Source organism: Leeuwenhoekiella sp. MAR_2009_132 (assembly GCF_000687915.1).
GTDB lineage: Bacteria > Bacteroidota > Bacteroidia > Flavobacteriales > Flavobacteriaceae > Leeuwenhoekiella.
Genome location: NZ_JHZY01000002.1, coordinates 1685330 through 1705653, shown reverse-complemented (window position 1 = coordinate 1705653; position 20324 = coordinate 1685330). Strand labels below are relative to the sequence as shown.

16 protein-coding genes are annotated in these 20324 nt (G+C 37.8%); 13 read left to right on the top strand and 3 right to left on the bottom strand.

What is annotated here, in order from left to right; genetic code table 11:
• Window positions 1–47: 47 nt before the first annotated feature.
• On the bottom strand, window positions 48–2732 hold the full coding sequence (locus P164_RS07245; RefSeq protein WP_028375772.1) for a TonB-dependent receptor: 2685 nt from the start codon (window positions 2730–2732) through the stop codon (window positions 48–50).
• 324 nt (window positions 2733–3056) lie between these two features.
• Between P164_RS07245 and ychF the strand changes: the two genes are divergently transcribed.
• Window positions 3057–4151, top strand: a complete 1095-nt coding sequence (ychF, locus tag P164_RS07240; RefSeq protein WP_028375771.1) for a redox-regulated ATPase YchF — start codon at window positions 3057–3059, stop codon at window positions 4149–4151.
• 132 nt (window positions 4152–4283) lie between these two features.
• Here ychF and P164_RS07235 read toward each other — a convergent pair whose 3' ends face one another.
• The gene (locus P164_RS07235) at window positions 4284–4691 is read right to left on the bottom strand and encodes a hypothetical protein (RefSeq protein WP_028375770.1); all 408 of its coding nucleotides are present in this window, start codon (window positions 4689–4691) and stop codon (window positions 4284–4286) included.
• A gap of 250 nt (window positions 4692–4941) precedes the next feature.
• Here P164_RS07235 and P164_RS07230 point away from each other — a divergent pair, with 250 nt between their 5' ends.
• Window positions 4942–6300, top strand: a complete 1359-nt coding sequence (locus P164_RS07230) for an NAD-dependent succinate-semialdehyde dehydrogenase (protein WP_028375769.1) — start codon at window positions 4942–4944, stop codon at window positions 6298–6300.
• Between the two features lie 171 nt (window positions 6301–6471).
• Window positions 6472–6945, top strand: a complete 474-nt coding sequence (locus tag P164_RS07225) for a GNAT family N-acetyltransferase (RefSeq protein WP_028375768.1) — start codon at window positions 6472–6474, stop codon at window positions 6943–6945.
• Window positions 6946–7072: 127 nt separating this feature from the next.
• Here the strand turns inward: P164_RS07225 and P164_RS07220 are convergent, their stop codons facing one another.
• The gene (locus P164_RS07220; protein WP_028375767.1) at window positions 7073–8059 is read right to left on the bottom strand and encodes an aldo/keto reductase; all 987 of its coding nucleotides are present in this window, start codon (window positions 8057–8059) and stop codon (window positions 7073–7075) included.
• Window positions 8060–8556: 497 nt separating this feature from the next.
• Between P164_RS07220 and ilvD the strand changes: the two genes are divergently transcribed.
• From ilvD to argC, 10 genes are all read left to right on the top strand, one after another.
• Window positions 8557–10239, top strand: coding sequence for a dihydroxy-acid dehydratase (gene ilvD / locus P164_RS07215; protein WP_028375766.1), 1683 nt, complete (start codon window positions 8557–8559; stop codon window positions 10237–10239).
• Window positions 10240–10249: 10 nt separating this feature from the next.
• Complete coding sequence (ilvB, locus tag P164_RS07210; RefSeq protein ID WP_028375765.1) at window positions 10250–11983, top strand: biosynthetic-type acetolactate synthase large subunit; 1734 nt, start codon at window positions 10250–10252, stop codon at window positions 11981–11983.
• A 2-nt stretch (window positions 11984–11985) separates the two neighbouring features.
• On the top strand, window positions 11986–12513 hold the full coding sequence (gene ilvN, locus P164_RS07205; RefSeq protein WP_028375764.1) for an acetolactate synthase small subunit: 528 nt from the start codon (window positions 11986–11988) through the stop codon (window positions 12511–12513).
• Window positions 12514–12546: 33 nt separating this feature from the next.
• Window positions 12547–14046 (top strand): ketol-acid reductoisomerase, encoded by a 1500-nt coding sequence (gene ilvC / locus P164_RS07200; protein ID WP_028375763.1) that lies wholly within the window; start codon window positions 12547–12549, stop codon window positions 14044–14046.
• Window positions 14047–14135: 89 nt separating this feature from the next.
• Window positions 14136–15401, top strand: coding sequence for a threonine ammonia-lyase IlvA (gene ilvA, locus P164_RS07195; RefSeq protein WP_028375762.1), 1266 nt, complete (start codon window positions 14136–14138; stop codon window positions 15399–15401).
• A 54-nt stretch (window positions 15402–15455) separates the two neighbouring features.
• A complete protein-coding gene (locus tag P164_RS07190; RefSeq protein WP_028375761.1) occupies window positions 15456–17051 on the top strand; it encodes an NADP-dependent glyceraldehyde-3-phosphate dehydrogenase in 1596 nt (531 codons plus the stop codon).
• A 152-nt stretch (window positions 17052–17203) separates the two neighbouring features.
• A complete protein-coding gene (locus P164_RS19100) occupies window positions 17204–17338 on the top strand; it encodes a hypothetical protein (RefSeq protein ID WP_262490358.1) in 135 nt (44 codons plus the stop codon).
• 89 nt (window positions 17339–17427) lie between these two features.
• Window positions 17428–18072 carry a GNAT family N-acetyltransferase gene (locus P164_RS07185; RefSeq protein WP_028375760.1) on the top strand — a complete coding sequence of 215 codons (645 nt, stop codon included), beginning with the start codon at window positions 17428–17430 and terminating at the stop codon, window positions 18070–18072.
• A 44-nt stretch (window positions 18073–18116) separates the two neighbouring features.
• Window positions 18117–19304 carry an argininosuccinate synthase gene (argG, locus tag P164_RS07180; RefSeq protein ID WP_028375759.1) on the top strand — a complete coding sequence of 396 codons (1188 nt, stop codon included), beginning with the start codon at window positions 18117–18119 and terminating at the stop codon, window positions 19302–19304.
• A complete protein-coding gene (gene argC / locus P164_RS07175; RefSeq protein ID WP_028375758.1) occupies window positions 19301–20278 on the top strand; it encodes an N-acetyl-gamma-glutamyl-phosphate reductase in 978 nt (325 codons plus the stop codon). Before argG ends, argC begins: the two co-directional genes overlap by 4 nt.
• The last annotated feature ends 46 nt before the right edge of the window (window positions 20279–20324 follow it).

The following is a 20324-nucleotide window of genomic DNA, read 5'->3' as shown; positions in this document are numbered from 1 at the left end:
AAAGCCCGGCAAGTTGCCGGGCTTTTTTATGTATTTGATTTTGTAAACTAGAAATTGAAAGATAAGCGGGTATAATAATAGGCTCCACTAAAACCCATCTGTACAGAATCCCAGTAACCACCAGCTTCGGTCCAGTCATCTTGCTGATCAGGATATACATTAAACAGGTTTGTACTACCTACCTGAAGTCTTAAATGGTCTGAAAGATCAAAACCAAAAACAAGATCTGTAATTACTTTTGGGCTGTAGTAATCTGTAGCACCTGCTAATAAAGCATCATTATCTGCGTAACCTAAATCTGCAGGTGTTTCAAAAACCTGAAAATCTAACAAGCTTATTTCGCTAAAGCGTGTAAATGAAAGTCCTGTGCTAAACCAGTTACGTTCATAGTTTAAATTTAAACTCATTTTGCTGTCTGGAGCAGATGCTAATAAAAAGGCTTTATCGCGTTCTCCAAAGAAGGTTTGCTCATCTAATGCGCCATTTTTAACGTCTGTAATTTCCATATCGTTAAAGTTGCCGGTAAAGGTGGCACTAAACACATTTTCATTAATACGCTTTTTGTAGCTTAAAACTACATCCAGACCTTTTGTGCGGGTATCTGCTCCGTTTGCAAAAAACTGTGCAGCTTCAACACCGGGAATGTCTGTAGCATCAAAATTACCGGTAAGTACAATACGATCTTTTACACTAATATAATACCCATCTATCGTAGCTGAGAACGCACCTATATTAGCCGTAAAACCTAAAGCAGCATTTAAAGCGGTTTCTTCTTTTAAAGGGCCTATACCAAAAGATGCAGTAACGGGGCTATTGTTAGGTGACAATACAGATTCTAAAGCGTCACCACCTACAAAGTTTGTAAAACGCAGATTGTAGTAAATCTGTGCCAAAGATGGAGCTCTAAAGCCAGTACTCACAGAACCACGCAGATTTAAATTATCACTTATTTTTAGACGTGAAGCCAGTTTCCCATTAATGGTGCTTCCAAAGTCGCTGTAATTCTCAAAACGAGCTGCAGCACTTAAAAGAAGGGCTTCCGTTAGGTCAAACTCGGTATCTGCATATAAAGATACGTTAGATCTGCTTCGATCTACTTCGTTAGCAGGACTGTACCCCGGGAATCCCTGAGAACCTCCTGGGCGTGGGTCGCCAGAAACAGCATCTATAGGCTGTGTCTGTGAGGCAGGATCTATGATTAATCTTCCGGTAGTGTCGTAGGTGCCGTAAGACCCCTCTTCACCAGCAAAAATTATAAAGTTTTCAGTACGGTATTCTGCACCAAAAGCGATATTCATCCCCGAAAGGATGTCGTCATAATATTTAGAAAAATCGAGATTTATAGTATTCTGGTCTAAACTGTGACCACCGGCGTCAAAATCTGTTGGAGAAAGATCTTCTAAACTAGCATTAAGAGTACCTTTTATATAGTAATGGAAGAAGTTTTTTCCGTAGGTATTGCTCAAATCCATATTCCAACCAGAATCAGACTTAGTACGTACGCCTACTGAAACCGAGTTATCTGTAATGATAGACGTGATACGTGGTGTAAAACCATTAGGAAAGATTGAAGTTACCACGCGGGCTCCATTATTTCGTGTAAATGCAAAAGCGTCTGTATCGCGGTAATTACGACCACCAAAAGCATAAATTTCAGTCTTATCAGAAACCGGATATGCAATATTTGCAAAAAGGTTTAACCCTTCAATCGCAGCTTCTCCAAAACCTTTTCTAAATTCAAAACCGGGACGAAGCGTCTTATTTTTATTGATGTACTCGGTCGTGAAGTTTGCGTAACCGCCGTTGTCGCCAAGTGCCACTCCATAGTTAACACCTACTTTTACAGAACCTCCGTCAAAGGATTTATCTTTTCCTATGGCATTGCCATCACGCTCCGTATCTAAGCGATATCCATCGGTATTCCATAACCCATAAGGATCTGTGCCAAAATCTCCCTGAGCATCTGTATTATAAAAACCATAGCTTACATTACCCTCAACTGCGTCTGTTTTATCTTTTAAAACAATATTAATCACACCTGCAATTGCATCAGAGCCGTATTGCGCCGAAGCACCGTCCCTTAAAACTTCGATACGCTTAATTGATGTTACGGGAATTGCATTTAAATCTGTACCCGTATTTCCTCGTCCGCGCGTTCCAAATATATTTATCAAAGAAGATTGGTGGCGGCGTTTACCGTTTATTAAGACTAATGTCTGGTCTGGTCCTAAACCACGCAATGAAGCGGGGTCAATGTGATCTGCCCCATCAGAGCCAGACTGTTTGTTTGCGTTAAAAGAAGGAGCAGCATACTGCAATAATTGATTTACCTCAAGTTGTCCACTTTGAGTGCTTACTTCAGCAACGTCTATAATATCAATAGCAACAGGAGTATCTGTAGAAGTACGTTTGGGACTACGTGAACCAACAATTTGAACTTCGCTAAGTTGCACACCGCTCGTCATTGTGACATCAATTTGAGTTTTTCCGTTTACAGCGATTTCTTGCTGTTCAAATCCTATATACGAGAATATTAATGTTGCATCGTCACTTACATCAATAGTGTATTTTCCGTCAAAGTCTGAAGTAGCACCTTTTATAGTTCCCTTTTGTACAATATTTACACCCGGGAGTAATGTGCCTTCAGCGTCTGTTATGGTACCCGTAACGGTATTTTGAGCCCAGACGATGCTGCAAAACACACTAAAAAATAATGTAATTTTTAATTTCATATTAGATTGTTTAAGAGTTGATTATTCAAAAGTATTCAAAGGAATGTCATTTTAAGTTGAAATAAATATAATGAATTAACATTTTATTTGATTAATAAATAAGAAGTATTAAAATTTTTAATATCTCAAAATGAGGGCTTTATATTGAGAATTATTTAAAAGTTAAATTATCAAGTGAAAATCTAATATTGGGCAAAACCTCTGTGTTTACCTATAAAAGTAACGACAAGATTGTTGTCTCAAACATCTGCTAATTATTGTTTGTGTCTATAGTCTTAAAATCTATAGAAGCTTCCTATATTTGCGCCTCCAAAAATTATAGTAATGAAAGCAGGTATCGTAGGATTGCCAAATGTGGGTAAATCAACTCTTTTTAATTGTTTGTCAAATGCTAAGGCGCAAAGTGCAAACTTTCCTTTTTGTACCATAGAGCCTAATGTAGGTGTGGTTAATGTACCAGATCCAAGACTTTTAAAGCTTGAAGAATTGGTTAATCCAGAACGTGTAGTGCCTGCTACTGTAGATATTGTAGATATTGCAGGATTAGTTAAAGGTGCAAGTAAAGGAGAAGGTTTAGGAAACCAGTTTTTAGGAAACATTAGAGAGACCGATGCGATTTTGCATGTATTGAGATGTTTTGATAATGATAATATTGTGCACGTTGACAACAGCGTGAATCCGGTTAGAGATAAAGAAACTATAGATATTGAGTTACAGCTTAAAGATCTTGAGACGGTAGATAAGAAGCTTGAGAAAGTAAAAAAAGCTTCTCGTACGGGTAATAAAGATGCTCAAAAAGAAGAAACTGTTTTACTTAAAATAAAAAGTTCGTTAGAGCAGGGTATTTCTATACGTGCTATCGAATTTTCTGATGAAGATTACGCGGAATATGTAAAGCCATTACAATTTATTACAGATAAACCGGTAATGTATGTATGTAATGTAGATGAAGGCTCTGCCGTAAATGGCAATGCATATGTAGAGCAAGTACGCGAAGCAGTAAAAGATGAAAAGGCAGAAGTTCTAGTATTGGCTGTTGGTACCGAAGCAGATATTACAGAACTTGATGATTATGAAGAGCGCCAAATGTTTTTACAGGATATAGGCCTGGATGAGCCGGGATCTGCAAAACTAATACGTGCTGCTTATAAATTGTTAAAGCAACAAACTTACTTTACAGCAGGTGTAAAAGAAGTACGCGCCTGGACAATTAACATAGGTTCTACCGCACCACAGGCAGCGGGTGTAATTCATACCGATTTTGAAAAAGGATTTATACGTGCAGAGGTTATAGGCTACGAAGATTTTGTAAAATTTGGTAGCGAAGCTAAAGTGAAAGAAGCCGGTAAAATGGGTGTTGAAGGAAAAAATTATATCGTTAAAGATGGCGATGTGATGCACTTCTTATTTAACGTTTAAAACGTAGCTGCAGCAGCTATAAGTAGTTTATAATATTAAAAATCCCTCTGGATATTGTTCTAGAGGGATTTTTTATTAATAAAGATTGAAGAGCTATCTATATATTTTTATTTTAAGAATACCAATAAAAAACTAAACTGCCATTTCTTTTTCAAGCAATTGAATATTGCTCTGTATGCGTTCACGCACCAAATTCATCATACGCTTATTTAATGCCGAAGAGTTTTTAATATAAGTTCGGTACTCCTCAAGTGTAAATTGACCTATAAGCATACCTTTTAGACTATTTCTAAATTTAATATCCTTCTGTATTGCATTTTCAATATAAGCCAAGCGTTTTTCTACTGTTAGATTGTAGTACACATTCTTATGCTTAGCGATGTAATTTCTAAACGCTTCAACTAGTAAATCATTCTGAAGTTTGGCGACCGGTCTAAGTGTCGCATTTTGAAAATGTTCTTCGGCACTCATTTGATCATTAACTCTGGCTGAAGGTATTTCTGGTCTTATGTCGATGAGTTGGGTATCTCGGGTTTTCATAGTAAGAAGTTTTCTAAAATTAATTATAATATATAGGCTTCAAGAATAAGGCCAAAAGAGTTGTAAACGACTTATAAACACTTCGGTTTGATTTTTTTTAAAAAGTGGTTTTTAAGGCTAATTTACTTTTTGCAGGTTTTCAAATTTGCATTCCCAACTTCCTTACGTTAAAGTGCTCTTAATCGGCCAACGGCTTTGAATAACGCTTTCTAACTTTGAAAAATAATTCGAAAGAACTAAACATATTCTGATGATTCAATCCATAAATCCATACAATCAAAAGGTTGTATTCGAAACTAAAGAATTAACAATCGAAGAAACTAAAAGTGCTATAGATCAAGCACACGATAGATTCTTATCCTGGCGAAAAACATCATATGCAGAACGCAGTAAATTGATGAAAGCTGCGGCTGTAGAGCTCAGGAAGAATAAGCAGGAATATGCAGAAACGATGACCTTAGAGATGGGAAAACCCATCACTCAGGCAATTGCCGAAATTGAAAAGTGCGCATGGGTTTGTGATTTTTATGCAGATAATGCAGCAGATCAATTAGCACCTAAAACCATAGAGACAGACGCAGAAGAAAGTTACGTAAGTTATGAGCCTATAGGGGTTGTACTTGCTGTTATGCCGTGGAATTATCCGTTTTGGCAAGTGTTTCGCTTCGCGGCACCAGCATTAATGGCGGGTAATATTGGCATTTTGAAACACGCAAGTAATGTGATGCGTAGTGCAGACAATATACAGAAGGTTTTTGAGCGTGCAGGTTTTCCTAAAAATTGCTTTACGCATTTACCGTTAAGCAGTTCAAAAATAGAAGATGTAATTAAAAATCCTAAAGTTAAAGCGGTGACACTTACAGGAAGCACACCCGCCGGAAAGGCTGTTGCTTCTACCGCAGGGAGTGAGATTAAAAAATCGGTTTTAGAATTAGGCGGTAGTAACGCGCTGGTTCTTTTTGAGGATTGTAATCTTGAAGAAACGCTTAAAAAAACAGTTACAGCTCGTTTTCAAAATACAGGACAGAGTTGTATCGCCGGTAAACGTTTAATCGTGCACGAGGATATCGTTGCGGAATTTACTGAAAAGTTTGTTGCAGCAGTTAAAGATTTAAAAAGCGGTGATCCTATGAATGAAGATACCTATATAGGTGTAATGGCGCGTGAGGATCTTGCTGAAGAATTAGAAGAACAACTTAATAAAACCCTTAAAGCAGGAGGTAAGTTACTGCTGGGAGGGAAACGCAATAAGGCCTATTTTGAGCCGACAATTGTGGGTGATGTAACATCAGATATGACGTTATTTGAAGAAGAAACATTTGGACCGGTAATAGGTATCACAACTTTTAAGACTGAAAAAGAAGCTGTTGATTTGGTAAATCAGTCAATTTTTGGACTTGGAATTTCACTATTTACAGAAGATAAAGCGCGTGCAAAACGACTGGTTCCGCAATATGATGACGGTGCCGTTTTTGTAAATGATCTTGTTAAAAGCGATCCTAGATTGCCTTTTGGAGGTACAAAAATTTCGGGTTATGGCCGCGAACTTTCTTCAGATGGAATTCAGGAGTTTGTAAATAAAAAAACGGTGTATTTCAATAAATTTTAGATTCTTAATTGTCAAGAATAGTTTGTTATAATTTAGAACATACCTAAAATTAGCTCCTAGTCTTTAATGATAAACTATAAGAGAGAAGACTGGGAGTTAAAATATTTTTCACAGTTTTTATAATTGGGTGTGCTTTTAAAAATGTGTAATCATTAATATTTATTTTCAAATATGCCTTCAGTAAACATTAGAAGCGTAGAAAAAAGAGATACTAACTTTATTTTGGAATTACTTCCCAGCCTTACAGATCCTGAGTTACCACATTGGCGTGATCCTAATGTAATGCTCGATATTGATCAGCGCATTATTAAAGCTGAAATTCTGGACGGAAATAAGGATAACGCCATTTTTATTGCGGAAGATGAAGAAACTAAGCAGCAACTGGGATTTATATTTTTAGAAATAGGAACCGATTACTATCACAGAGAGCCACACGGTCATATTGCAGACATTATCGTTTCACCAAATGCTCGAGGTCGCGGCATAGGAAAAATGCTAATGAGTAAAGCTGAAGAATGGACAAAAGACTGTGGCTATAGTTTACTAACTTTAAATGTTTTTGATGATAATAAAAAGGCTAGAAAACTTTATTCTTCATTAGGGTTTACACCAGATTTAACCAAATATGGAAAAATCTTAGATTAAAAAATCGGAAATACAATATCAGAATACAAACTAGTTTCTGATAAATGTAAAGTAAGGAGGAGGAAGAAAAATATTAGTTTTTCTTGATTCCACGATTAACATTTATCCACTAACCTTCAACTTCCATTTACCACCGCTGATGTACATTTGGTTTGATGTATTCTTTATAAATCGCATTCATTTTTTTGATTTGGTCTGAACTTAACTTTTCACGATTATAAATTGAAAGATTAGATTGTAGATGCTCAGCTTTAGAAGCTCCAGGAATTACAGTACTTACCGTGGAATGATTTAAAATCCATTGCAATGCAATAGGTGCCAGGTTTCCTGCATCAGGAAATATGCTCTTTAACTCCTTTACTGCTTTGAGTCCGTTTTCAAAATTAACGCCAGAGAAGGTCTCTCCTTTATCAAATGCTTCTCCATTGCGGTTAAAGTTTCGGTGATCTTCTTTGTCAAAAGAAGTATTTGTATCAAACTTTCCGGTTAACAAACCGCTAGCTAATGGTACCCGTACAATTACGCCGATGTTATTCTTTTCCGCCTCGCTAAAAAATAGCTCAGCAGGACGTTGTCTAAACAGATTAAAAATGATTTGAACTGTAGTTACATTATCGTATTGCATTGCTTTAAGGCCTTCTTCAACTTTTTCAACACTCACACCTAGATTTGCAATTTTACCTTCTTGTTTAAGATCTTCAAAAAGACCAAAAATCTCTGGTCTGTAATAGGTATCAGTAGGAGGGCAGTGCAATTGTATAAGATCAAGGCGTTCTAATCCTGTATTTTTTAAACTTGCTTCAACAAAACTTCTCAAAGCTTTTACTGAATAGCCTGCGTCAACATGCGGGTTTATTTGTCTGCCACATTTTGTGGCAACATATACCTGTTCAGATCGGGATTTTACAACACGTCCTACGGCAGCTTCACTTAAACCATTTTCGTAAACATCTGCGGTGTCAATAAAATTGATACCTTCATCTATAGCTGTATTTAAAATGGTATCTGCATTTGCAGCGTCAAAACCTGAACCCCATTTTCCGCCTACCTGCCAGGTTCCAAGTGCGATTTCAGAGACTTTAAAGCCTGTTTTGCCTAATTTTCTATAATTCATCTATAAATGCATTTAATAATTTTTAATAAAAATACAAAAGCGCTGTTCTTCTCATAACTAAAAACCCTTAAACCCTTCCTAAAATTCGGTTTATTTAAAAATGAGACCTTAGTGTTCATTAAGAGTTGGTAGGTTGCCTGTTTGCTTTAAAATTCAATACTTTTGGTCTGTAATGAGAAAGCAAATAATTCGTGTACGTTCTATCGTCATTAAGAAACCTTAATGCAGGTCGGTGTATCATATAGTAAACCTTCCGTATTCAGGAAGGTTTTTTTTTGGATTAAAAATCACGATTCTAATGTATAACAAACTCAAAAATAGTTTAATTCAATAAAAATCATATTGATTTTAGGAGTTGAACATAGTAGTATTATTAGGTTAAAATATTGATTTTCAATATTTTAGTAAGTTTTTGTGTAGGTCTGATATATTCAAAGCTTTTTTGTTAAAGAATAGTTGAAAACAGGATTAATTAATTTCGGTACAGATTTAAAAAAATGGAATTAAACAAATACAGTAAAACGGTTACTCAGGATCCCACTTTGCCGGCAGCACAGGCAATGTTACACGCTATCGGCCTCACCGATGAAGATTTAAAAAAACCCTTTATAGGTATCGCAAGTACCGGATATGAAGGCAATCCCTGCAATATGCATCTTAATGATCTGGCGACACACGTTAAGAAAGGTACAGAGCAAGCAGATATGGTGGGCTTAATTTTTAATACAATAGGCGTAAGCGATGGGATCTCAAATGGTACTCCCGGTATGCGATTTTCTTTACCATCTCGGGATATTATTGCAGACTCAATTGAAACCGTGATGCAGGCAATGAGCTATGACGGTCTGGTGACTGTTGTAGGTTGTGATAAAAATATGCCGGGTGCGTTGATGGCACAGTTGCGTTTAAACCGTCCTTCGATTTTGGTTTATGGAGGTACGATTGCTTCGGGTTGTCATAATGGTAAAAAACTTGATATCATTTCGGCTTTTGAGGCTTATGGCCAGAAGGTAGCTGGTACGATAGACGAGAATGAATATAAAGAAGTGGTACACAAAGCCTGCCCCGGGGCGGGAGCTTGTGGTGGTATGTACACGGCTAATACGATGGCTTCGGCGATAGAGGCTTTGGGCATGTCATTACCTTTTAACTCATCTAATCCTGCTGTTACAGACAGCAATATTAAAGCGCAGGAATGTGTAAAAGCTGGGGAGGCCCTTAAATATTTATTAGAAAAAGATATTAAGCCTTCAGATATTGTAACTCGTAAATCGCTAGAAAATGCGTTTAAACTGGTAACAGTTTTAGGTGGTTCTACTAATGCTGTGTTGCACTTTTTGGCAATAGCCAAAGCTGCACAGGTAGAATTTACGCTAAAAGATTTTCAGAAAATTAGCGATAACACACCACTTCTAGCTGACTTAAAGCCAAGCGGAAGATATTCTATGGAAGATTTGCATAAAGTAGGTGGAATTCCAGGTGTTCTCAAGTATATGCTTGAAAAGAATATGTTACACGGCGATTGCCTTACAGTTACCGGAAAAACTCTGGCAGAAAATCTTAAAGACGTAGCTAATCTAATAGACGGTCAGGACATCGTACGCACCTTAGATAAGCCCATTAAAGACAGTGGTCATATACGTATTTTATTTGGAAACCTCGCTACTGAAGGTGCAGTGGCAAAAATAACCGGAAAAGAAGGGCTTGAATTTAGAGGTACTGCTAATGTGTTTGACAGTGAAGCAGCCGTAAATGAAGGAATTAAAAACGGGAAAGTAAAGAAAGGTGATGTGGTAATCATTCGCTATGAAGGTCCTAAAGGTGGACCCGGTATGCCCGAAATGCTAAAACCTACCTCTTCAATTATGGGAGCAGGTTTAGGTAAAGACGTTGCATTGATTACCGATGGACGTTTCTCAGGGGGATCTCACGGTTTTGTAGTGGGTCACGTATCGCCCGAAGCTCAGGTAGGCGGTAACATCGCACTTGTTGAAAATGGTGATATTATTGCCATAGACGCGGTTAAGAATACAATCAATATTGAAATTTCTGACGAAGAGTTGGAAAAAAGACGATCAAAATGGACTGCTCCAAAACTTAAATTTGAGCGCGGGGTACTTTATAAATATGCAAAAACAGTGTCTTCTGCATCTGAAGGGTGTGTGACAGACGAAATGTAGCAGTAGGCTTATGGAAACACAAACTATTAAATTACAGGCCACAGACTCGCAGGCAACAGAGCGAATCACAGGTAAAGAAGCCATCATAAGATGTTTACTTGCCGAAGGGGTCGATACTATTTACGGCTATCCCGGAGGAGCAATTATGCCGGTATATGACGAATTGTATAAATATCAAGATCAGATTAATCATATTCTTACGCGTCACGAGCAGGGAGCAACTCACGCTGCACAGGGATATGCCCGTGTAAGTGGACGAGTAGGAGTGGCAATAGCAACTTCAGGTCCCGGGGCTACAAATCTAATTACAGGTATTGCAGATGCACAGATAGATTCTACGCCAATGGTGTGTATTACAGGTCAGGTGGCATCTCACTTATTAGGTAGTGATGCGTTTCAGGAGACAGATATCATTGGTATTTCTACACCGGTTACAAAATGGAATTGCCAGGTGACTAAAGCCTCTGAAATACCGGAAGTCATTGCTAAGGCTTTTTACATTGCACGCAGTGGTCGTCCCGGTCCTGTATTAATAGATATTACAAAAGATGCTCAGTTTGAAGAGTTTGATTTTAAATATAAAAAGTGCACGGCTATACGTAGTTACAAGCCGGTTCCACAATTAAACCTTGACGAAGTAGCGGCAGCAGCAAAAATTATTAATGCAGCAAAAAAACCATTAATTGTTTGGGGTCAGGGAGTTATTCTTGGTAAAGCTGAAGAAGAATTTAAAAATGTGGTCGAGAAGTCGGGAATACCAGCAGCCTGGACCATTTTAGGAGCTTCTGCTATACCTACAGACCACCCGCTTAATGTGGGTATGGTTGGGATGCACGGGAATTATGCTCCTAACATGTTAACTAATGAATGTGATGTATTAATTGCTATAGGAATGCGATTTGATGATCGTGTTACCGGTGACTTAAATACTTATGCCAAGCAAGCTCAGGTAATTCACTTCGAGATAGATCCTGCTGAAGTAAATAAAAATGTTACAGCAGATGTTGCGGTTTTAGGAAATAGTAAAGAAAGCCTTGCTGCTTTACTTCCATTACTTGAAGAAAAGTCACACACAGAGTGGCATCAGCGCTTTAAGGATATGTACACCATAGAATATGATAAAATCATAAACGACGATATACATCCTACAAAAGAAGGACTTACCATGGGTGAGGTCTTAGAAGGTATAAATACAGTAACTAAAGGAGAAGCAGTAATTGTTTCTGACGTGGGGCAGCATCAGATGATAGCCTGCCGCTATGCAAAATTTAATAAATCAAAAAGCAACATTACTTCAGGTGGTTTAGGTACAATGGGTTTTGCGCTTCCGGCGGCTATAGGTGCGCAGATGGGAGCTCCAGATCGTCCTGTCGTGGCAATTATAGGTGATGGTGGTTACCAAATGACAATTCAGGAATTAGGTACCATTTTTCAAACTAAAGTACCCGTGAAAATTGTGGTATTAAATAATGACTTTTTAGGAATGGTGCGCCAGTGGCAGCAACTGTTTTTTGACCGTCGTTACGCTTCAACAGAAATGGTGAATCCAGATTTTGTAGCCATTGCAAAAGGTTACTTTATAGATGCCCAGAAAGTAACAAAGCGCGAAGAATTAGCAGGTGCAATAGAAACAATGCTAGCTTCAGATGGTCCTTACTTTTTAGAGGTAAAAGTAGAAAAAGAAGATAATGTGTTCCCTATGATTCCATCAGGAGCATCAGTTTCAGACATTAGATTAGAATAATTATGAGCGAAATAAAAACATTCACCGTATCTATTTATACCGAAAATAACATCGGTTTATTAAATCGTATTTCGGCAATATTTCAGCGTAGAAAAATAAACATCGAGAGCTTAAATACTTCGATGTCTGAGATTGAAGGAGTATCAAGATTTGTAATTGTTATTAATGTAACTGAAGAGCAAATCAAAAAAATCATCGGGCAGTTAGAAAAACAAGTAGAGGTTATTAAAGCTTTTTATCATACCGATGAGCAGACCATTTTCTTAGAAACCTGTCTATTTAAAATTAAATCAGATCTGTTGTTTGAAGAACGCCAGATTCAGAATATTATTAAGGAAAGCAACGCGCAGATTGTTACCGTAAACAAAGAATTTTTTGTGCTTGAGAAAGCGGGACGTCGCTCAGAGATCGAGTTGCTTTACAGAGAGCTTAGTGCTTTTGGGATTATGCAATTTGTACGCTCAGGGCGCATTGCAGTTACAAAAGATGAGATGAAAATCTCTACCATGCTTGCAGAATTTGCAGAATAAAACAACTAATCATAATCAATAAAACATAGTAAAATGTCAAATTACTTTAATACACTATCCTTAAGAGATCAGTTAGCTCAGCTGGCAAAATGTCGATTTATGGAGTCTGATGAGTTTTCTAACGGAATAGAAGCCTTACGCGATAAGAAAGTAGTAATCGTGGGTTGCGGTGCACAAGGTTTAAACCAGGGTTTAAATATGCGTGACAGCGGTTTAGATATTTCTTACACACTTCGTGAAAGTGCTATTAAAGAAAAAAGAGCTTCGTATAAAAATGCTGTTGAAAATGGGTTTAATGTAGGTACTTACGAAGAGTTGATTCCTACTGCAGATCTGGTTTGTAACCTTACACCAGATAAGCAGCATACTTCTGTAGTTAATGCAATTATGCCCTTGATGAAAGAGGGTGCGACTTTAGCATACAGTCACGGTTTTAATATCGTAGAAGAAGGGATGCAAATACGTAAGGACCTTACCGTAATTATGTGCGCACCTAAATGCCCGGGATCTGAAGTGCGTGAAGAATATAAACGTGGTTTTGGAGTACCTACTCTAATCGCAGTGCATCCTGAAAATGATCCGCAGGGTCACGGTTTAGATCAGGCAAAAGCATATGCGGTTGCAACTGGTGGAAACAGAGCAGGTGTGTTAGAATCTTCTTTTGTTGCTGAGGTTAAAAGTGACTTGATGGGTGAGCAAACTATTTTATGTGGTATGCTTCAAACAGGTTCTATTCTTTGTTTTGATAAAATGATTGAAAAAGGAATAGATAAAGGATACGCTTCAAAACTGATTCAGTACGGTTGGGAAACAATTACCGAAGCGCTTAAGCACGGAGGTATTACCAATATGATGGATCGTCTTAACAATCCTTCCAAGATTAAAGCCTTTGAATTAGCTGAAGAAATTAAAGAAATTACGCGTCCATTGTTTCACAAACATATGGATGATATTATCTCTGGTCATTTTTCTAAAACAATGATGGAAGACTGGGCTAATGATGATGTAAATCTTCATAAATGGAGAGCAGAAACGGGAGAAACTGCTTTTGAAAAAACACCTGCAGGTAGTCAGGAAATTAGCGAGCAAGAATATTTTGATCACGGGGTGTTGATGGTTGCTATGGTAAAAGCGGGTGTAGAGCTTGCTTTTGAAACCATGACAGAAGCAGGTATTATTGAAGAATCTGCTTATTATGAGTCGCTTCACGAAACGCCACTAATCGCAAATACGATTGCCCGTAAAAAGTTATTCGAAATGAATCGTGTGATTTCTGATACTGCAGAATACGGTTGCTATTTATTTGATCACGCGTGTAAACCTATGTTGACAGATTTTATGAAGAACATAGATACAAACGTAATTGGTAAAGCTTACGCTACAGATAATGGTGTAGATAATAAAGCATTAATAGCAGTAAATGACGCAATACGTTCTCACGAAGTAGAAGCAGTAGGTGCGTGGTTGAGAGAGTCTATGACTGCAATGAAAGATATTAAGACGGTTTCTTCAGAAGAAGCAGTTACAGCTTAATAACTTTTCAAATTCACTGTTTAAACTAAACGTATTTGCGCTCATAATGGGTATGTGAATACGTTTAGTCAATCAAAATAGTTCCAATTTTGAGCGACTTAAAAACCACATATTTTCCAAATTTAGAAAATGTAAAAAAGGCTGCAGATACCTTAAAAGGCATTGCAGCCTTAACTCCTTTGCTACCTAGCTTAAGCTATTCACGTAGTTTAGGTGCAAATATTCTTTTAAAAAGAGAAGATTTGCAGCAGGTGCGCTCGTATAAAATTAGAGGAGCATTCAATAAAATAAGTTCGTTATCTCAAGAAGATCGGGATAAAGGTATTGTTTGTGCCAGTGCAGGTAATCACGCTCAGGGTGTTGCTTATGCGTGTGCCAAACTTAATATTAACGGCACCATTTTTATGCCTGCGCCTACGCCTAATCAGAAAACAGAACAGGTAAAAATGTTTGGTGGGGATTATGCGACTATTGTATTAACCGGTGACACCTTTGATGATGCCTACAAAGCAGCAAAAATTGATTGTGATGCGCTGGGTAAAATATTTGTTCATCCTTTTGATGATGAGAAAATCATAGAAGGGCAGGCTACCGTAGGATTAGAAATAATAGAACAAGCATCTGAAGAGATTGATTATGTATTTGTACCGGTAGGTGGAGGTGGTTTAGCTTCAGGTCTGAGTACTGTTTTTCACCTGTTGTCTCCAAATACAAAAGTGATTGGGGTAGAGCCCGAAGGCGCACCATCAATGACAACTTCTATTTTTAATCAGGAAAATACGACCCTTTCTTTAATCGAAAAGTTTGTTGACGGTGCAGCGGTACAGCGCGTAGGTGATCGCAATTTTGCGATTTGTAAAGAATATTTACATCAAATGGTAACCGTTCCTGAAGGTAAGGTTTGCCAAACTATTTTAGATTTATACAATAAAGATGCAATTGTTGTTGAGCCGGCAGGTGCACTTACACTCGCAGTTCTCGATCAATTTGCAGACGAGATTAAAGGTAAAAATGTGGTATGCATCGTTAGCGGAAGCAACAACGATATTACTAGAACTGCCGAGATTAAAGAGCGCGCCTTGCTTTACAGGGGATTAAAGCATTATTTCATAATTCGGTTTCCGCAGCGTGCAGGTGCTTTGCGTGAATTTTTAAATGAAATATTGGGGCCAGACGACGATATAACCTTTTTTGAGTATAAGAAAAAAACCAGCCGGGAAGATGGGCCGGCAGTGGTAGGTATCGAAATAAAAGATCCTGCGAGCTTAAACCCACTCATTGCTCGTATGAAGAGCAGAAAGTTCTTCGGAGAGTATTTAAATGATAAACCTGATTTATTTGAATTCCTTATTTGATTATGCGATTTTTTGCATTCAGCTAAAACCAATTCAGAATACATAAAACGAGCCATGAAACAACTTACTACAGAAATACCAGAACAATTTAAAGTAGCACCCATAGAGCAGAAAACCTATTTAATAGACGGAAAGCTTTTAAATTGGGAAGGTAAAACTGCCGATGTGTTCTCAAGCATTCATACCGAAACTGGAGGAGAACGAAAGCCCACCCGACTGGGATCTACACCTAATCTGGGTAAAACTGAAGCACTACTGGCAGTTGATGCGGCTCATAAAGCCTATGATAGAGGACAGGGGTTGTGGCCTACAATGAAAGTTGCAGACCGTATTAAGTGTATGGAAACTTTCGTAGAAAAAATGAAAACTAAGCGCGAGCTTATTGTTAAACTTTTGATGTGGGAGATTTGTAAAAATTATCCAGACAGCCAGAAAGAATTTGATCGTACTGTTGAGTATATAAATGATACCATCGCAGATTATAAAGATATGGATCGCGATAGTGCAAAATTCTATAAGCACGATGGTATTCACGCTCATATACGTCGTGGTCCATTGGGAGTTGTATTGTGTCTGGGCCCTTATAACTATCCGCTAAACGAAACTTTTTGTTTGCTAATTCCCGCTTTAATTATGGGGAATACAGCAGTTTTTAAACCTGCTAAACACGGTGTTTTATTAATAGCTCCGTTACTAGAAGCATTTCAGGAAAGTTTTCCAGCCGGTGTTGTAAATGTAGTTTTTGGTAGAGGTAGAGAGATTGCCTCTCCAGCAATGGAAACCGGAAAAATAGATGTGCTGGCACTTATAGGCCACAGTTCTTCTGCAAATGCTTTGCAAAAGTTACATCCCAAGCAAAACCGTTTGAGACTGGTTTTAGGTCTTGAAGCTAAAAACCCGGCTATTGTATTACCAGATGCAGATTTAGATCTGGCAGTAGCAGAGTGTATTGCGGGTACATTATCTTTTAACGGGCAACGTTGTACGGCATTAAAAGTTATTTATGTTCACGAAAATATTGCAGAGACGTTTAATCGTAAGTATGCAGAGGCTGTAGATGCGTTAAAGTTTGGCTTACCCTGGGAAGATGGTGTGAAATTAACACCCTTACCAGAACCTTCTAAACCGGCATATATTCAAGAATTAATAGATGATGCTATAGCTAAAGGCGCTTCTATCTTAAATGAAAAAGGTGGCGATCATTCTGAGAATTTCATTTGGCCTGCAGTTTTGTTTCCGGTAACTAAAGAAATGCAGGTATATAAAGAGGAGCAATTTGGTCCTGTAGTTCCTGTGCTTACCTTTAAGCATATAGACGAACCTCTTGATGATATGGCAGAATCAAATTATGGGCAGCAGGTAAGTTTGTTTGGTAAAGATGTAAAAGCCTTGGCACCCTTGATAGATACTCTAGTAAATTTAGTGTGTCGTGTTAATTTAAATAGCTCATGTCAGCGAGGTCCAGATGTATATCCTTTTACGGGTAGAAAAGATTCTGCGGTAGGTACGTTAAGTGTTCATGATGCATTGCGCTCCTTTTCAATACGTACATTTGTAGCTTCAAAAGATAATGACTACAATAACGCAATCTTAAATGAGTTATTAGATACTAAGAAATCTAATTTTGTAAGTACCGATTACTTGTTATAATAGCTAATAAAGGGTAGTTTAGTTAAAAATACAGCAGTGAAAATTTATTTTTTACCTGAAACTTGAAGAAATCATAAAAAAGTAGATTTATTTGACATTTACCAGGTAAAATGGTCTGTCATTTAAATCTACTTTGTACTTTAGCATAACAAATGAAAGGAATACATCAACATATAAATGAAGTAAAGCAAGCAGTAAAAACTGTGCTTTTATCATTATACCCGGTTGAAACCCACACTACGTTGGTTACCATTCCTGTACGCCGTTATGAGCGTCGCCGCCCCTAGTGGGTGTAGTTTTCTTGGGAACTTAGGTGAGTCCGGTTCCGTCTTCAATTTCAATTTCACTTTTTTTCTAACTTCCAATTCAAAAGAATATGGAAATTATTATTGCAAATAAATCCCATGCGGGATATGCACAATACATATGCGATACTATCGCAGAATCAGCAAAAGTTCGCGGTACCGGTATTGCAAAACGTACACCTGAGTATGTAATCACTAAGATGGAAAACGGAAATGCCGTTATTGCACTTGATGGTGAGAAATTTGCAGGTTTCTGTTATATAGAAGCCTGGGGTCACGGTAAATTTGTTGCCAATAGCGGTCTTATCGTACACCCTGATTACAGAGGCAGCGGTCTTGCCAGACAAATTAAAGAAGCCATTTTTAAGCATTCCCGATTTAAATATCCTGATGCTAAAGTTTTTGGTATTACTACAGGTCTTGCTGTGATGAAAATCAATTCAGATTTAGGATACAGACCAGTTACATTCTCTGAACTTACAGATGATCCTACGTTCTGGAAAGGGTGTCAAACATGTCGCAATTATGATATTCTGCAGCGTACTGAGCAAAAAATGTGCTTATGTACAGGGATGTTGTACGATCCTGTAAAAGAGGAAAAAAAGAAGGCGGCAGAAACCGAAGTAAAGAAAGAAATGAATCCTAAGGCTTTTACACGTTTAAAAAGTATTAAAGAACATTTGTTTCTCAAGAAAGATAAAAAAAAACAAGATTAAATGCTTAGAATGCTTCAGTAGCATCTAAGACAAAACAGAATAGCATGAAAAAATTAGTTCTCGCCTACAGTGGTGGTCTCGACACCAGTTATTGCGCAAAATACCTTTCTGAAGAAAAAGGCTTTGAAGTTCACGCGGTAAGTATAAATACCGGTGGTTTTAGCCAGGAAGGAATAGATGAAATTGAATCTAAAGCTCTAAAAATAGGAGCTAAATCCTATAAGAATATTCAGGCTGTAGATCGTTTTTACGATAAAGTAGTTAAAAATCTTATCTATGGTAATGTTTTAAAAAATAATACCTATCCTCTTTCGGTAAGTGCTGAACGTATTATTCAGGCAGTTGAAATTATCAATTATGCCAAATCTATAGATGCCCAATATGTTGCTCACGGGAGTACCGGTGCCGGTAATGATCAGGTGCGTTTTGATATGATTTTTCAAACATTAGCTCCAGAAATTGAGATCATAACGCCTATACGAGACCTGCAACTTTCTAGACAGGCAGAGATAGATTACTTAAAAAGTCATGGTATTGAAATGGCCTGGGAAAAGGCTAAATATTCAGTAAACCGTGGTCTTTGGGGGACCAGTGTAGGAGGAAGCGAAACCCTAACCTCACATCAGGGACTTCCGGAATCTGCATTCCCGTCACAGGTAGAAAAAACAGAAGCAGAGCAGGTAACCTTAACCTTTACCAAAGGAGAATTAACCGCTGTAAATGGTAAGTCTGCAGGAGCAGTAGAGAATATAGAAAAACTGCAAAAGCTGGCAGCAACCTTTGGTATAGGTCGTGATATTCACGTGGGAGATACTATTATAGGGATTAAAGGTCGAGTAGGTTTTGAAGCCGCAGCACCGGTAATTATTATAAAAGCACACCACTTATTAGAAAAGCATACGCTAACAAAATGGCAAATGCAGCACAAAGATTATCTGGCTAACTTTTATGGTATGCATTTGCATGAAGGTCAATACCTGGACCCGGCGATGCGTAATATAGAAGCGTTTTTAGAAGACAGTCAAAAAAATGTTAGTGGTGAAGTTTATGTAACCTTACATCCATATCGTTTTACGCTAGAAGGTATTAAGTCTGATCACGATTTGATGAATGCATCTTTTGGAGCTTATGGCGAAATGAATAAAGGATGGACTGCTGATGACGCTAAAGGTTTTATAAAAATTACAGGTAACCAAAACAAGATTTACAATCACGTAAACGGAAACTCATGATCAAAGCAGGAATCGTAGGTGGAGCAGGATATACGGCAGGCGAACTGCTGCGTATTTTGCTAAATCACTCACAAGTTGAACTGAGTTTTGTTTACAGCACCTCAAACGCAGGTAATCTCCTTAGCGATGTGCATCAGGATTTATTAGGCAGCACAGCACTGCGATTTGCTGATGCAGTTGATTTTTCGGTTGATGTGGTTTTTCTGTGTTTGGGTCACGGTAATTCAAAGGCATTTTTAGATGCGCATGTGTTTGAAGAGCGTACTATTATAATAGACCTAAGTAATGATTTTCGCCTAAAACCAGATGCAGAATTTCAAGGTCGCGAATTTATATACGGCTTAACAGAATTAAATAGAGACAGTATTAAACAAGCAGGATCTATTGCAAATCCGGGTTGCTTTGCAACAGCAATTCAATTGGCCTTATTACCGCTCGCTGATTCCAAAAAGATTACAGCAGATATTCATGTTAACGCGGTAACGGGAGCAACTGGCGCAGGGACCTCACTTTCTGCAACTACACATTACACGTGGAGAGATAATAACTTCTCATACTATAAGCCTTTTACCCATCAACATATGGGTGAAATTAATCAGACGGTATCACAGTTACAATCTAATTTTGATAATGAGATTTTCTTTTTGCCCAACCGAGGTAATTTTTCAAGAGGAATTTTTGCTACTGCATATACTAGATTTGATGGTGATTTAGATGGGATTAAAAAAGTGTATCAAGATTATTATGCTGATACACCTTTCACATTTATTTCTGATGCAGATGTGCATATGAAACAGGTGGTGAACACAAATAAATGTCTGATTCATCTACACAAACAGGGAAATCAATTGCTAATTACGAGCTGTATAGACAATCTTTTAAAAGGAGCTTCAGGGCAGGCAGTAGAAAATATGAATCTTATTTTTGGACTTCCGCAAACTGAAGGTCTTAATTTAAAAGGTAGTTATTTCTAATAGAACCTCTCTCTTGCCGAAATAGGCTTGGCGATGCGAGCACAGA